Raw genomic sequence first — 15,158 nt, forward strand, 5'->3', positions numbered from 1 at the left:
AATCGAAATGCGAAGACACCCCTCGCATCTCGTTTGCTCACGAAACCCTTCACGAAAGGTCTCGCTCATGACCACCGACATTCTCTGGCTCTCAGATGTTCGACTCGATGACGTCGCTTCGGTTGGAGGCAAAAACGCCTCGCTGGGCGAGCTGATTCACAACCTCTCGGCCGCCGGAGTGAAGGTGCCGAGGGGCTTCGCAACCACGGCTGACGCCTTTCGGCGGTTTCTGTCGACCACCGGGCTCGAAGAGCGCATCGCTACGACGTTGGTGGGGCTCGACAGTACCGATACCGAAGCACTGGCGAAGGCAGGCACGAGCATTCGCGCCGACATCATGACGACGCCGCTGCCCGAAGACATCGAGGCGTCGATCAGGGCGTACTACGCAGCGCTCACGATCGATGAGAGCCCCGAGCATCCCGCGTCGTGGGCTATTCGCTCGAGTGCGACCGCCGAAGACCTGCCCGATGCGTCGTTCGCTGGGCAGCAAGAGACCTTTCTGAACATTCGCGGTATCGACAACGTGCTGCAGGCGGTGCACGAGGTGTTCGCGTCGCTGTACACCGACCGGGCGATTTCGTACCGCGTGCACCAGGGGTTCGTGCACTCCGAGGTCGCGCTTTCGGTGGGGGTGCAGCGCATGGTGCGCTCAGACCTCGCCTCGTCGGGCGTGATGTTCACGATCGACACCGAGTCGGGTTTCTCCGATGCCGTGCTCATCACCTCGGCCTACGGGCTCGGTGAGGGCGTCGTGCAAGGCGCAGTGAACCCCGACGAGTTCACCGTGTACAAGCCCGGGCTCGCAGCTGGGCGCCCCGCGATTCTGAAGCGCACGGCGGGCGCGAAGGCCACGAAGATGATCTACACCACCGACGCAACGGTCGGTAAAACGGTGGAGTTCGTGCCGGTCGCGGCCGACGAGGCCCGCCTGTTCAGCCTCACCGACGACGAGATCGAGACGCTCGCCCGGCACGCGATGGCCATCGAGAAGCACTACGGCCGCCCGATGGACATCGAGTGGGCCAAAGACGGCGTCGACGGCCAGCTCTACATCGTGCAGGCGCGACCCGAGACCGTCATCACCCGCCGAACCGGCCGAACCGAACGTTTTCAGTTGGATGCCCGGGGCACCGTCGTGGCCGAGGGCCGCGCCATCGGGCACAAGATCGGCGCAGGGCCCGTGCGCGTGCTGACCTCCATCGCCGACATGCACCAGTTTCAGACCGGTGATGTGCTGGTCGCCGACATGACCGACCCCGACTGGGAGCCGATCATGAAGCGCGCCTCGGCCATCGTGACGAACCGGGGCGGGCGCACCTGCCACGCGGCGATCATCGCGCGTGAGCTCGGGGTGCCGGCGGTGGTCGGTACGGGTGACGGCACGTTCACGCTCGTCGACGGGCAAGAGGTCACGGTGTCGTGCAGCGAGGGTGAGACCGGCTACGTCTACGACGGGGTGCTCGACTACACGCTCGAGCACGTGGAGCAGGGCGATCTGCCCGAGCTCCCGGTGGCCGTGATGATGAACGTGGGCACGCCAGAGCAGGCATTCACGTTCGCGCAGACCCCGAACGACGGGGTCGGGCTCGCCCGGCTCGAGTTCATCATCAACCGCCAGATCGGCATTCACCCGAAAGCACTGCTCGCCGTCGGCGAAGAGGCTGAGGAGCTCGGCTCGGAGGTGCAGGCGACGATTGCAGAGCGCATTGCGCCCTACGCCGGCCCAGAAGACTTCTTCGTCAAGCGCGTCGCAGAGGGCGTTTCGACGCTCGCGGCGGCGTTCTGGCCGAATCCGGTAATCGTGCGCATGTCTGACTTCAAGTCGAACGAGTACGCCAACCTGGTGGGCGGCATAAAGTACGAGCCCGAAGAAGAGAACCCGATGATCGGGTTTCGCGGGGCATCCCGTTACGTTTCTGAGTCGTTCAGAGAGTGCTTCGACCTCGAATGCCAGGCGCTGAAGTACGTTCGCGACGAGATGGGCCTCACCAACGTCAAGGTCATGATTCCGTTCGTGCGTACGGTGTCAGAGGCGGCTGGCGTAATAGCTGCGCTCGGTGAGAACGGGCTGGTGCGCGGCGAGAACGGGCTGCAGGTCGTGATGATGTGCGAGGTGCCGTCGAACGCGCTGCTGGCCGATCAGTTTCTCGACCACTTCGACGGCTTCTCGATCGGGTCGAACGACCTCACCCAGCTCACCCTTGGGGTCGACCGCGACTCGGCCGTCATGGCGGGTGCGTTCGACGAGCGCGACCCTGCGGTGAAGCGGCTGCTCAGCATGGCCATCGAGGCGTGCCTGGCCCGTGGCAAATATGTGGGAATTTGCGGGCAGGGGCCCTCCGATCATCCTGATTTCGCCGAGTGGCTCATGGAGCAGGGCATCTCTTCGATCTCGCTGAACCCCGACACCGTGGTGCAGACGTGGCAGCGGCTGGCGTCGCTGCCGGCGGCGGTCACCCCCACGACGCCCGGCCGCGTGCTCGGCGAGCCGGCGGCCACGCTCTAACCCGACCGCCCCGCCCCCGCCCCGCCCCCGCCCCGCCCCCGCCCCGTTCGCCTACATGGATCACAAAATCCGCCCCAACCCTCGAGGTTTGGGGCGGATTTTGTGATCCACGGGGGTTAGGCGGGGGCGGGGGCGTCGGCGATACGGAGAGCGTCGGGGTCTTCGGTGGGGTTCCAGGGCTGCAGCATGGCGAGGGGGTTCGGGTCGGGAATGAGGGCGCGGCAGGCGGCGGCGATGGGGGCGAGAGTGGATGCCACGTGCAGCAGCTCGGCGGAGTGTGAGGCCTCCCAGGGTGCTGCAGCGAGGCGGTTCGTGAGGGCTTCGGCACGGGCTACGGCGGCGATGCCCTCGGGGGTGGCGCGGCCGTCTGCCGCGATGAGGCCGCGGGCCTGGAGGGCGGAGTGCTCGTGCATCCACTCATCGTCAGACCAACCGCGGCTGCGTTGCATGGTGGCCGGGTCGTGATCGATGGCGCTGCGCAGAACGATGCTCGGGAGGCCGGCGAGTTGTTCGGTGACCAGAGCGATGATGTGTCCGTCGCCGCGGTGCTCACGCAGGGTGGCGGTCGATTGCCAGAGCGAGCGGTACGGGTTGTCGCCTGGCGGGAGGGCGGCGTTGGCGGCTGCGAGGGGGCGGCCGGCGGTGTCGACGCGGGCGGCGATCGAGGCGAGTGCCGCGGCTGCGCGCGCGACGAGGTCGTCGTCGGGCGTGACGGCGCAGAGGGCGTTCTCGGCGCCGCGGGCTCGGGCCTCCAGCACGATCGAGGGTGACGCGGTCGACCATACCGCGGGCAGGGCGCGGTTCACGAGGGTGGGGGCGAATCCGCTGAAGATCGCCACGACCGGCGGCCCGTTCACGGCCCCCAGCGGTGCCGCTCGGCCCGCGAAATAGCCATCCCAATAGCGTCTCAGACCAACTTCGGCGAAGGCTTCGCGAGCCTCGGGCGCGAAATAGGTGAGGGCGTGGATGGGTTCGAACAGCGTCCAGAACGCACGGGCCAGATGAAGTACGGTGGGCATGAGGCCTCCTCGGCGGCGAGTCTGGGTGGGCACTGAATTCGGGCGGGTTCTGAGTCTGTGCGAGCACCGAGCACGCGAAGGTGCCCGGCTTCCAACAGGCTGAGTCTAGACAGGCAACGAGCAACGAGGGTGATAGGCGGCTGCGGGGTTGACAGATGATGCGTGAAACGAGTTCTGCACAATACGAAGCGACGCTGGCGGCGGCAGTACCCCCGCTCGAGCAGGTGCGGCCGAACGTCTGGGCGTTGCCGCTTGCGATTCCGAGTGAACTGCTGCCGTACATCCTGAGCTATTTCGTCATCGACGACAGCGGGTTTGTGCACGTCATTGATGCGGGCTGGGATTCTGACGAGAACTGGCAGAGCGTGCTCGCCGCGCTCAAGACCATGGGCGCATCGGCCGAGCGCGTGGCCTCGGTGACGCTCACGCACATGCACCGCGACCACGTGGGTATGACGCACCGATACCAGCAGGCGACTCCGGCGCGAGTGCAGCTCTCGCGGGTCGAAGACGAGGCGATTCGGGCCATGTTGCTGGCCGAGCAGGGGCCCGCGGTCAGCGTGGATGCTCTCGCCGAAGCCTGGGGAATACCGCCCTCACGGCAAGCCGAACTCGACGTCACGTTCAACCCCGAGGGTGATCAGGTGGCCATCGAGGCAGACGTGCTAGTCGATGAAGGGGATGATCTCGGGGTGCCGGGAACGGGCATCCAGGTGATTTCGACGCCGGGGCATACCTTCGGGTCGATCAGCCTCGCGGCCCCGGGTGAGCAGTTGCTGTTCACGGGCGACCACGTGCTGCCAGCCATCTTCGGTGGGCTGGGGCTCGGCGGGCCGACCGCAAGTAACCCGGTGAGCGACTACGTTCGTTCGCTCGAGAAACTTGCGCCGTACGATTCGTTCGAAGTGCTGCCGGGGCACGGCTACCGGTTCACGGGGCTGGCGGCGCGGCGTGCTGAGTCAGCGGAGCATCACCTGAAGCGCTCGCGCGAAGCGGCGGCGGTGCTGGCTGCGAACCCGGCGGCCTCCACATGGGAGGTGGCTTCGCAGCTGAAGTGGAGCGCAGGGTGGGAGAACCTGCACGGCGCGTACGTGCGCTCGGCGCTGGCGCAGACGGCGTGGCACATGGAGCGCGCTGGGAGTTAGGTCGGAGCACAGCGCGCATGCCGGCAATACGCGCCCATGTTCGCCCAGCTCCGACGTAAGTACCGCTGCTGTGCGCGCACGCGGCGGCTGTGCGCGCACGCGGTGGCGGCGTCAGGCAGCGGCGGGGGTGAAGATTTCGTCGAAGAAGGTGCGCATAGCCGACCACGAGCGGGCGTTCGCGCGGGCGTCGAAGGCGGCGCCGTGGTCGGGGCTGTTCGCGTCGGGCATGGTGAAGGCGTGCATCGCTCCGCTGTAACTCACTACCTGCCAGTCGGCGGCGGCCGCCTCACGCATTTCGTTCTCGAAAGCCAGCACCGAGGCATCCGGAACCACCGGGTCGCTCGCACCCGTCAGCACCAACACCGGCGTGCGAATGTCGCCTTCGGCCGCCGGGATGCCCGACTGCAGCCGCCCGTGAAACGACACCACCCCGGCAAGCTCGGCGCCGGTGCGGGCCAACTCGAGAGAGGCTGACCCGCCGAAGCAGTAGCCCATGACCGCGAGCCGGTCGGGGTCGACGCCAGGCAGGGCGCGCAATTGCTCGAGGTTCGCCTGCATGCGCTCGCGAAAGAGCGCAGGGTCGCCGTAGAACTTTCCGGCGGCCGCGCCGGCCTGGTCGGGTGGCAACTGGGCGCCGCCGCCGTACACATCGCCGGCGAGGCCGATGTAGCCGAGCCGAGCAAGCATGGTGGCCCGCACGCGGGCGTGATCGTTGAGGCCCGTCCAGTCGGAGATGATGAGCACGGCGGGCAGCAGCTCTGCGGCGGGGCCTTCCGGGGCCTCCGGAGCCTCGGGGGCTTCCGGGCCCTCGGGCGCGCCGGCGCCCGTGCCCGAAGCGGCGCCCGCACCATCGCCGGCGCCCGCGCCATCGCCACCGACTGCGGAGCCGCCGGGTCGGGCCACGAATCCGCCGAAATCGACCCCGCCGGCCGAGAACTCGATGGTTTCGGTGTGAACGGGGTGCTGCTCGAGTTGCGAGGCGAGCAGCGTTTCGAGACCTGCCGAGAGCGGCGCGGAGAAGGGAGCATTCATACGCTCATTCTTACGCATCGAAATGAACGGATTCGGCCGCGCCTAGCCCGCGGCCCCGGCCTGCGCCCTCAATCTGCGGGCCGAGCCCGCGGCGCGGCCCTAGCCTGCCGCGTCGTCGAGCGCCTTCGCGTCTGCGAGCGCCTGCAGGTCGACCTCGCGCAGTTCGCGCATGCGCTCGTCGCGTTCGGCCGCGTAGTCGGGTGATGAACGCAGATCGGCGGCCACGTCGAGGCGCCCTTCGATGGCACGGGCGAGTTCTGACCAGGCCCACTTCTGCGAAGCATCCACTGCCTCGGCAATGAACTCGGGGTCGCTCTGCAGCCGGTAGAGCTCAGACGCGAGCGCCGAATAGGTCACCCGGCGCTGCGTGAGCCACTGGTAGTCGGCGATGGTGCGCGACTTCTTCGGCAGCGGCGGAAACTCGAGCTGCAGATTCTTCATGTGCTCGGCCAGCCCGGCCTGTTCGAGGGTGAGCTGATGCAACTCGGCTTCGACGAACTCGGCGATCTGTTCGGGGTTGTAGTCGACCTTGTCTCGCACGGCGCCGATGATGATGTTGTTCATGGTGGCCATGGTGAGCGCGGTGCGCGACATCAGCACGCCCTCTTCGACGGCGCGGGCGACAGAGGGCGCATCCACCGGAAAATACGAGCGCCGGGTGCGCTTCGAGCCCGCCCGTTTAGCGGCGGCGCGCTTGGTTTTGCCCTGCTCGGCTTTCGCCTTCTTCGCTTTCTTCGCGGCAGCCTTCTCGTGCTTGCTCGCCTTGCCCTCGACCATCGCCCGACCTTCGTTTCGCCCCGACGAGTGCCAGCCTACCCAGCACAACTGAACACCGAACGTCAAGGGGTGACACCTGTTCAGTTAGGGGATGACTTCTGACCAGATGTGCGCTATCTTGACCCTGATGCCGCCGTCGCAGGGGGCGCTTCTTCCTTTGTCGTCTACAAACCAGGAGCCCCCATGCGAGAGAGATCTCTGTCACTGCGCGCGCACAGCGCCGAATGGATGCCGGCGCAGTCGCCCCCCAGCCGTCTTTCGCGGCGGGTCGGCAAACGCCTCGCCGTCTTCGGTGCAGCAGCCGCTATCGCGGTCGTTCCGGCACTTGCGCTGGCACCCGCCGCGTTCGCCGCCGACCCATTCGCCGTTACGACGCCGAGCAACGGCGATACCGGCGTGCCATTCGACGGGGTGCCGAACCGCGTCGACTTCGCCGGAACGGGGCTGGCCAACGGAGACTACGTTCAAATTCTGTTCACCGGCCTTTCTGGCCCAGATCAGCCGGCCGTCTACGGCGACACCGATGTCGACGACGCCGGCAATTGGTCGACTACGGCCGACTTCGCCGACCTCACCCCGGGGCAGAAGCAGATCGTCGCCACCGTTGACGAGATGGCAGCCGACGGCACCACTGTCGTCGATTCCGAGGTCGTGACGTTCACTCTGCAGACCGCGGCCGTTCCCTTGGCGCCTTTTGCGGTCACCTCGCCGGCAGTCGGCAGCACAGTCGATACTGCGACACCGACGTTCGAGGGCACCGGCGCACCGGGTTTGACGGTCGAGATTCAGTACACCGGCCGTGCCGGGCACAACGACACCGCCGGCAAGGGCATCATCAAGGCCGACGGCACGTTCTCCATCGCGACTGACTTCAGCGATTACGAGCCGGGCGGCGGAACGGTCGCGACCGACGCCGTGCGTGTTCTCGTCTACCAGACCGATGCAGAGGGCAACGAGTTGCCCGGCGAAACCCGCCAGGCGGTGACGTTCTACTTCTCGACTCCCCCGGTGCCGCTGATTCCGTTGAGCCTCACTCTCGCACCGACGAGCGAAACGGTTTCGGCCAGTTCTGCCACCGGAGCTGCGCTTTCCGCTACCGGGTTCAGCCCCGCTGAAGAACTGACCCTCACGGTCACCGACCCGTCAGGTGCGCCTGTCACTCTGGGCGGCACTCGACCCGACCAGATCTTCGCAGCCGAAACCGATGGCAGCTACGCAGACTCCCTTCTGCTGCCGAGCGGAGCCGCTGCCGGCGACTACACGGTCACGCTCACCGGAGTTCGAACCGAACGCACCGCGACGGCCACCCTCACGGTGACCGCCGACCCGACGCCCACACCCACTCCGACGCCGACCACTCCGGCCGCAGCTGGCGGCAGCTCGTCTGGTTCTGGCAGCAGCACGACACAGCTCGCCTCCACTGGTCTTGACGGAGTAGGCATCGGCGGGCTTGCCGGAGCGTTCTTGCTCGTCGGCGGCAGCCTCTTTCTTCTGCGCCGACGTTCGGCGAAGAGCTAGTCGCTTCATCTCTCGTTTCATCGCTTGACCGTTTCGAAAACCTCTTCACGCTCGCGCAGGGGCATCGCGTAACTATTGAAAGCTGGAGCACACATGTTCGACGATAAATTCATCACCAACGCCATCAATCGAAGCTCAGAAACCAAGCTCGACCGTCGTGCGCTGCTCACCGCAGCGGGTCTCGGGGCCGCCGGTGTCGGCGCAGCCGTGCTGCTGCCTGCCATGGGCGCAGCGGCTGTGACTCAGCAGGTCGCGGCCGCCGCCCCCATCAGCGACGGTTCGATTCTGAACTTCGCACTCAACCTCGAATACCTCGAGGCCGAGTTCTACCTTCACGCCGTCACCGGCTCCGGGCTTCCGGCGAATCTCATCGGCGGCAAAGGCACGGCCGGCGCTGTCACCGGCGGCAAGCAGGTCGACTTCAAGAACGCCGCGGTGAAGGCCTACGCAACAGAGATCGCGGCCGACGAACGTGCCCACGTCTCGTTCTTGCGCTCGGCCCTCGGCGCTGCCGCGGTAGCCAGACCTGCCATCAACATCTCTGACGCCTTCACCGCCGCGGCAACGGCGGCCGGCGTCATTAAGGCCGGCCAGACCTTCGACCCCTACGCCGACGACGTGAGTTTCTTGATCGGCGCCTTCATCTTCGAAGACGTCGGAGTCACCGCGTACAAGGGCGCAGCGCCGCTGATCACGAACAAGACCTACCTCGAGGCTGCGGCGGGCATCCTCTCGGTCGAGGCATATCACGCGGGCATCGTACGCTCGACGCTCTTCGGGCTCGGCATCGAGACCCCATCGATCTACGACACGGTCAACAAGATTTCGGATGCCCGTGACAGCCTCGACGGCAGCACCGACCTCGACCAGGGCATCACCGTCAACGGTGCAGCGAACCTGGTGCCCACCGACAAGAACGGCATCACCTTCAGCCGCACCCCGGGCCAGGTTCTGAACATCGCGTACCTGAACCCCAAAGCCGTCACCAGCGGCGGCTTCTTTCCGGGCGGCGTGAACGGCGACCTGAACACCAGTGACGGGGCCGCGGCCAGCTAGGCACGTTCTCAGCTCGTGCATTGAAGGGTCTCCGTTCGACGGGGGCCCTTCAGTGCGTTCTGAACCCAGCTCACCTGAGACAAAGTGTCTTCTTTCGCCGAGAATTAACCCCGTTCGGGGGGTATTTCGTTTAGGCTGGCCCCTCGAGATGCCAACGACGGCAACGAAGTGAGGGGCGACACGATGACGAGCGAAACCGATTCGGCAGAAAAGGCACCGTCAGGCATCAGCCGGCGCGGTGTTGTGACAGGAGCAGCGTGGTCTGTTCCGGTCATCGCATTGGCCGTAGCGGCACCCGCGGCTTCGGCTTCAGGCACGCCAACCGACATCTCGGTGACCCTGCAGCCGACGCCGCCGAAAGTCGGGCAGCCGTTGCGCCTCACCTATCGCGGCACGTCAGGGTTCGACTTCGTGCCGTTTCCGGCGGGTTCGACGGCGACCGTCGTCATTTCTGGCACCTTCACGGGAACGTTGGTGTCTGGGGCGACTGTCACCACGACGTCGGGCACGAACCCGGTGACGAGAACGCTGACCATCACCAATCTCGATGGCTTCTACGTTCAGGGCACCGGGCAGAACGGCTCGTCGGTGAGCGTAACCGTCTACGACGGCGGCGGCGCAGAGATCGGTAGCGACTTCACGACGATCGGCACCGCCGGGTAGGTCGCGGCTGCGGGTCGAATCACGCGGGCTGCTGTGCGATGATCGTGAAGGCAGCGGCCAGCCCGCACGCGCCTGTTCAAAGGCGCCGGCTGGCGCAGAACGGGTGAAACGATGACTGACAGCGCACCACGAATTGCTGAAACGGCTCGGGCGGTTCGAATGAACAGCCTAGGCGGGGTCGAGGTGCTGACCGTCGCAGAGGTACCCGTCGTGAAGCCCGGCGCAGGCGAGGTGCTCGTGCGGGTCATTGCTGCCGGAACGAACCCGGGCGAGCTTTCTATTCGCGAAGGCGCCCTCGAGAGCCGCTTCGTTTCGAAACTGCCTCAGGGGCAGGGCTCAGACTTCGCAGGGATCGTCGTGGCCGTGGGCGCAGACGGCCCAGAGGGCGCAGCTCGGTTCTCTGTCGGCGACGAGGTCATCGGCTGGAGCGAGAAACGCTCGAGCCAGGCCGACTACGTGCTCGTGCCAGACACCCAGCTGATTCTGAAGCCCGAGGCCATCTCGTGGCCCGTCGCCGGCTCGCTCTTCGTCGCCTCGGTGACCGCATTCGCCGCCGTTCGTGCGGTGGGCGCGGGCCCGGGCGACACCGTGGTGGTCTCGTCAGCTGCGGGCGGAGTCGGTTCGATCGCCGTGCAACTGCTGAAGTCGAAGGGCGCGAACGTCATCGCGCTGGCTTCACCCGCGAATCACGAGTGGCTCGCGTCTGTGGACGCCACGCCGGTCGACTATGCGGGTGACGATCTGGCCGGCCGCATCCATACCGCTGCGCCGGGCGGGGTGGATGCTCTGATCGACACTCACGGGCCCGAGTACGTCGACCTGGGCATCGAATTGGGCATCGCGCCCGAACGCATCGACACCGTCATAGCCTTCGAGGCGGCGAATCGCGTCGGAGCCAAGACCGAGGGCAGCTCGACCGCATCGACCGCCGAGGTGCTGGGCGAAATGGCGGCACTTGTAGCCGACGGAAGCATCGATGTGCCCATTGCGGCAACCTTCCCGCTCGACGAGGTGCAGGCGGCGTACACCGAGCTCGCGAAGCGGCACACAAGGGGCAAGATCGTGTTGCTCACATGAAGAACGAGCTGATGAAGCACTTCGTGGCGGGTGCCGAGAGTCTGAACTTCGCGCATGCCGCCCGCGAACAAGGCGTCTCGCGGGCGACGCTCGTGGCATCGGTCAAAGAGCTCGAAGCCGAACTCGGGCATCCACTGTTCGACTATTCGGCGAGCACCACGACGCTGACGCCGGCCGGCGAGGCACTTCTCGCGACGACCCTCGAGCAACTCGCCAAGCAGGCCGCAGCGGCGGCCGCGAACGTCGCTCCCCCGGGCGGCAAGGCGAAGGCGTCGAAGGGCAAGGGGCGCGCGCCCGCGGTGAAGGGCGCGCCGCGGGTCGGTAAGCGGAGGCAGTCGCGCTGAGCGTGGACGAGCGGCGGGGGCAGGCGAGCAGCTGGGCAGCGGAATTGCGGGGCAGCCGAGCGGCGTGGGGCAGCCGAGCAGCCGGGCAGGCGTCGGCAGGTGCGGTGACCACTGCCGCGCGGCCGGGCGGCGCTAGGCTTGCTGCCGATGATCATTCTGCTGCCCAACACCATCGACCTCGACCTCGCGAACTCGAGCAACCCGAGCATCGCGGGAGCGACCGCGCCGAACGACGACACGGTCATCGTCTACGACGCCAAGCGTCCGTTCGCCGACGAGCACCTGGCCGCCGACGTGCTCGTGGTGTGGCAGAACACCCCCGAGAACCTGCACGATGCCGCCACCCGCCTCAGCCAACTTCGCCTCGTGCAGACCCTCGCAGCCGGCCCCGACGCGGCACTCGCAGCGGGCTTTCGAGACACCGTGGCCATCGCATCGGGCCGCTCTCTGCACGACGGGCCCGTCGCCGAACACGCCCTCGCCCTCATTCTCGCCGCCGTTCGCAGCCTCGACGAGCTACTCGAATCGCAGCGCGAACACGAGTGGAACACCGCCGTCAACACCGCCCAAGTCGCCCGCGCCACATCGGGGCGCTACACACTCGATCGCGCTCAGGTCACCATCTGGGGGTTCGGTTCTATCGCTGCCACACTCGCGCCGGTGCTCCGGATGCTCGGGGCCACGGTCACCGGAGTTGCCAGCACCACGGGCATTCGTCACGGCTTCGACGTGGTCGCCGCGAGCGATGCGACCGAGCTGCTCGCCCGTACTGACGTGCTCGTCTCGGTACTGCCCGCGAGCCCGGAGACCACCGACACCTTCGGAGCGGCGCTCTTCGGCGCCCTCAAGCCCGGCGCTATTTTTGTGAACGTGGGGCGCGGGGCGACTGTCGACGAAGCCGCCCTCATCGACGCTCTCGAGTCGGGGCAGCTGCGGTCCGCAGCGCTCGATGTGACGAAGGTCGAACCACTGCCCGCCGAATCGGCGCTCTGGGATGCGCCGCACCTCATTCTCACCCCCCACATCGCGGGTAACCGGCCGCAGGGTGCGGCCGGCCTCGTGCGCGCCAACGTCGAAGCACTGCACACGGGTGCCGCGCTGACGAACCTCGTCAGCTGACGTTTCGGAGCGTTCGGCCGAGAATCTGGCCCGCCTTCGGGTGCCATACTTGGTGAAACAGTCGCTCAAACCGGCGGCCGCAGAGGGGGAGACTGTGACAGGCATGCCAGATTCGGGCCGATTGGCGGCCTCGGTTCTGCTCGACGCGGTGGTTTCGCAGAACCCCGAAAACTCTGAAGCCGAGAATCGAGTCGCGCTCGACATGGCTCTCGCCCTGCTCGTGGCAGACGACGACGCCGACGAGCGCAACCCCGCCTCCATCATCGACGCAAGCGATCTCGTGGGCGCGGCGGTCGTGCTGAGCTCCTGGCTGATCAGCCGCCTCGCCGAGGCCCGAGGCGTCGACATCGCCGACGTCGCGGTCGAGCTGCGCGCCTTCATCGGCGACGCCTGAGCCCTCGGCCGCCCGCTGCTGGCTGTCTGCTGCCGCCGAGGGAATCCGCCGAGATTTCCTGGGGGAGGCCGCGAGGCGCATAGTAAAGAGTGAAGTCGGCGACTGGGTTCGATGCCCGTGGGCGGCCGATCATCACCGAAAGGACACCATGCCATCATCCACTCTCGCCGGCGGCACTTTCACCCTGGCCGATGACCTCACCGTCACGCGCGTCGGCTACGGCGCGATGCAACTCGCCGGGCCCGGCGTCTTCGGGCCGCCCGCCGACCACGACGAAGCGGTCGCGGTGCTGCGAACTGTCGTCGAGCTGGGCATCACCCACATCGACACGTCAGAGTATTACGGGCCGCATTACACGAACCAGATCATCCGCGAGGCCCTCTACCCTTACCCAGAGGGGCTGCACATCGTCACCAAGGTCGGGGCGCGGCGCGACGAGAAGGGCGGCTGGCCCCAAGCGCGGTCGCCCCGCGAACTGCGCGACCAAGTGCACCAGAACCTCGCCACCCTCGGGCTCGACGCCATAGATGTGGTGAACCTGCGCGTCGGTCACATGAATGACGCGGCGCCGGGTTCGATCGAAGAACAGTTCACCGCTCTCGCCGAACTGCAGCAGGCAGGGCTGATCAAGCACATCGGGCTGAGCACCGTCAACGCCGAGCAAGTGGCCGAGGCGCAGGCGATTGCGCCCATCGTCGAGGTGCAGAACTTCTACAACATCGCGACGCGGGGCGATGACGAGCTTCTCGACTCGCTCGCCGCGCAGGGCGTCGCGTTTGTGCCGTACTTTCCGCTCGGCGGGTTCAACCCCCTGCAGGTCGAAACGCTTTCTGCTGTCGCCGCGCGGCTCGAGGCTGGGCCGATGGCGGTGGCGTTGGCCTGGCTGTTGCAGCGTTCGCCGAACATCCTGCTCATTCCGGTTACGTCGTCGACGGCGCACTTGCGGCAGAACGTGGCGAGCGTCGCGCTCGAGCTGCCGGCCGATGCCGTGGCCGAGCTGAACTCCATCGCGGGCTGAGGCTGCCCTCTGCGACGTGTAAGAAATCGACCCATTTTTTTACACGTCGTGCTGACATGTAAAGATGCTTTACACGTCCGATTCAGTGCGGGCCCATGCCCGCCGTCGCACGCGAAGGAGCCCACATCGTGAAAGTCACCGTCGTCGCCGGCAACCCGAAACCTGAGTCGCGAACGCTGGCGGCGGGGGCACTGCTCGCCGAGGTGATTGCCGGGCGGCCAGCGGATTCCGTTGTCGACGTCATCACGCTCGGCGCGCCGCTGCTCGGCTGGGGTGACGCCACGGTGAAGGCCGCCGTGGCGAGCGTGGCCGAATCTGATCTCGTGGTGTTCGCGTCGCCCACGTTCAAGGCGACCTACACGGGTGTGCTCAAGTTGTTTCTCGACCAGTTCGCCGGAGCGACAGGGCTCGCCGGCGTGGTGGCGATTCCGTTGATGCTCGGCGCCGGGCCGGCACACGCCCTGGCGCCCGAGCTGCTGCTGAAGCCGGTACTGGTAGAACTGGGCGCCATCTGCCCGACACAGGGGCTGTACCTCACCGACTCCAGCTACGACCAGCCGGGCGCACTCGACGCGTGGCTGACGCAGTGGCGGCCGACGCTCGACCGGCTACTCGGTACTGCGGCGTAAAGCCCAATAACCCTGAGGGTGAAGCTCAGTAGCCCTTGGGGTACGGCTCAGTACCCTTGAAAGACGCCGCGCAGCAGGTCGAGGTCGGCCGCACCTGTGGTGGTGACTCCGGCGGGAGTGTGGTCGGCGTCGAGCCGCCCGGTCGAGAGCCGCAGCCAGGCTTCGGCGGGCAAGGTGAGTGTGGCGTCGACGGAGCTCTGTGCATCCGAATCGGCCGCATAATCGAAATCGATGGTGACGCGCTCAGCGAGGTTCAGCGCGAACACCGCTGACGGCTCGGCGGTGGTGACTTCGATGACGAGCTGACGCCCGCCGAGCTGGTCGGTTTTCGCGATGAAACCGAGCAGGTCGCCGCTGCCGCCCAGGAGCAATGCGGTGGCCTCGGGCGCGATGGTTGCCGAAGCGTCGAAGCCCACCCGGGCATCCCAGGAGTGCAGTGCCTGCTCGTTGAGCCGCATGCGTGCTGCGGTCGCAACGTCGATGGGCGCGGGCAAGAAGCCCACATCGATACGCAGCGACTCGCGCTGGTCGACGTCGAGCGCCTCGTAGGCCTCGACGAGCGCGGCATCGGCCGCGATAAAGTCGTCGACGCGCTGGCGGGGCGACTTGGCGTTCCACTCGTTCCACACCGACTGATTGAACTCGCGGCCCGGGTTCGGCTCGCCGGCCAGCATCGCGGCGAGGGTGGCCCGGTTGATGACCGCACCGCTGCCGAGGTGGCTGAGCACGCCCGACACATCCCACTCCGAAGCCCCCGAGGCGTGGGTCAGGTCGTCGTCACTGAGCGGAGTCACGAACTCGACGAGGCTGTCATGCACCGTGCGAAGTGCTGCGATTACGTTGTCGGCTTCGGTCATG

General features: G+C 66.9%; 15 protein-coding genes. 11 read left to right on the forward strand and 4 right to left on the reverse strand.

The features are described from left to right. The first annotated feature begins 67 nt into the window (after positions 1-67). Entirely contained in the window at positions 68-2,509 is a 2,442-nt protein-coding gene (gene ppsA, locus IEX24_RS12620; protein WP_188678803.1) for a phosphoenolpyruvate synthase, read from the forward strand. 116 nt (positions 2,510-2,625) lie between these two features. Here ppsA and IEX24_RS12625 read toward each other — a convergent pair whose 3' ends face one another. After that, complete coding sequence (locus IEX24_RS12625) at positions 2,626-3,528, reverse strand: SCO6745 family protein (protein WP_188678805.1); 903 nt, start codon at positions 3,526-3,528, stop codon at positions 2,626-2,628. Positions 3,529-3,683: 155 nt separating this feature from the next. Between IEX24_RS12625 and IEX24_RS12630 the strand changes: the two genes are divergently transcribed. Then, complete coding sequence (locus IEX24_RS12630) at positions 3,684-4,673, forward strand: MBL fold metallo-hydrolase (RefSeq protein WP_188678813.1); 990 nt, start codon at positions 3,684-3,686, stop codon at positions 4,671-4,673. Between the two features lie 111 nt (positions 4,674-4,784). On the opposite strand, the gene IEX24_RS12635 is transcribed toward IEX24_RS12630, so the two are convergent. Continuing rightward, a complete protein-coding gene (locus IEX24_RS12635; RefSeq protein ID WP_188678815.1) occupies positions 4,785-5,705 on the reverse strand; it encodes a dienelactone hydrolase family protein in 921 nt (306 codons plus the stop codon). A 99-nt stretch (positions 5,706-5,804) separates the two neighbouring features. Further along, positions 5,805-6,548 (reverse strand): hypothetical protein, encoded by a 744-nt coding sequence (locus IEX24_RS12640; protein WP_188678817.1) that lies wholly within the window; start codon positions 6,546-6,548, stop codon positions 5,805-5,807. 117 nt (positions 6,549-6,665) lie between these two features. On the opposite strand from IEX24_RS12640, the gene IEX24_RS12645 reads away from it, so the two are divergent. The 9 genes from IEX24_RS12645 to IEX24_RS12685 all read left to right on the forward strand — a co-directional run bounded on the left by IEX24_RS12645 (position 6,666) and on the right by IEX24_RS12685 (position 14,300). Next, on the forward strand, positions 6,666-8,000 hold the full coding sequence (locus IEX24_RS12645) for an Ig-like domain-containing protein (RefSeq protein ID WP_188678819.1): 1,335 nt from the start codon (positions 6,666-6,668) through the stop codon (positions 7,998-8,000). A 93-nt stretch (positions 8,001-8,093) separates the two neighbouring features. Then, complete coding sequence (locus IEX24_RS12650; RefSeq protein ID WP_188678821.1) at positions 8,094-9,056, forward strand: ferritin-like domain-containing protein; 963 nt, start codon at positions 8,094-8,096, stop codon at positions 9,054-9,056. Between the two features lie 183 nt (positions 9,057-9,239). Then, complete coding sequence (locus tag IEX24_RS12655) at positions 9,240-9,719, forward strand: hypothetical protein (protein ID WP_188679084.1); 480 nt, start codon at positions 9,240-9,242, stop codon at positions 9,717-9,719. A 159-nt stretch (positions 9,720-9,878) separates the two neighbouring features. After that, on the forward strand, positions 9,879-10,796 hold the full coding sequence (locus IEX24_RS12660; RefSeq protein ID WP_229715282.1) for an NADP-dependent oxidoreductase: 918 nt from the start codon (positions 9,879-9,881) through the stop codon (positions 10,794-10,796). Further along, complete coding sequence (locus tag IEX24_RS12665) at positions 10,793-11,140, forward strand: LysR family transcriptional regulator (protein ID WP_188678825.1); 348 nt, start codon at positions 10,793-10,795, stop codon at positions 11,138-11,140. Before IEX24_RS12660 ends, IEX24_RS12665 begins: the two co-directional genes overlap by 4 nt. A gap of 147 nt (positions 11,141-11,287) precedes the next feature. Continuing rightward, positions 11,288-12,259: an NAD(P)-dependent oxidoreductase gene (locus tag IEX24_RS12670; protein ID WP_188678827.1), complete on the forward strand. Its 972-nt coding sequence runs from the start codon at positions 11,288-11,290 to the stop codon at positions 12,257-12,259. Positions 12,260-12,353: 94 nt separating this feature from the next. Continuing rightward, positions 12,354-12,653: a hypothetical protein gene (locus IEX24_RS12675; RefSeq protein ID WP_188678829.1), complete on the forward strand. Its 300-nt coding sequence runs from the start codon at positions 12,354-12,356 to the stop codon at positions 12,651-12,653. A gap of 148 nt (positions 12,654-12,801) precedes the next feature. After that, positions 12,802-13,671 carry an oxidoreductase gene (locus tag IEX24_RS12680; protein WP_188678831.1) on the forward strand — a complete coding sequence of 290 codons (870 nt, stop codon included), beginning with the start codon at positions 12,802-12,804 and terminating at the stop codon, positions 13,669-13,671. Positions 13,672-13,799: 128 nt separating this feature from the next. After that, on the forward strand, positions 13,800-14,300 hold the full coding sequence (locus tag IEX24_RS12685) for an NADPH-dependent FMN reductase (protein ID WP_188678833.1): 501 nt from the start codon (positions 13,800-13,802) through the stop codon (positions 14,298-14,300). A gap of 47 nt (positions 14,301-14,347) precedes the next feature. Here IEX24_RS12685 and IEX24_RS12690 read toward each other — a convergent pair whose 3' ends face one another. After that, the gene (locus IEX24_RS12690) at positions 14,348-15,157 is read right to left on the reverse strand and encodes a maleylpyruvate isomerase N-terminal domain-containing protein (protein ID WP_188678835.1); all 810 of its coding nucleotides are present in this window, start codon (positions 15,155-15,157) and stop codon (positions 14,348-14,350) included. Position 15,158 lies beyond the last annotated feature (1 nt).

Source organism: Subtercola lobariae (assembly GCF_014640255.1).
In the GTDB taxonomy this organism is placed as follows: Bacteria; Actinomycetota; Actinomycetes; order Actinomycetales; family Microbacteriaceae; genus Subtercola; species Subtercola lobariae.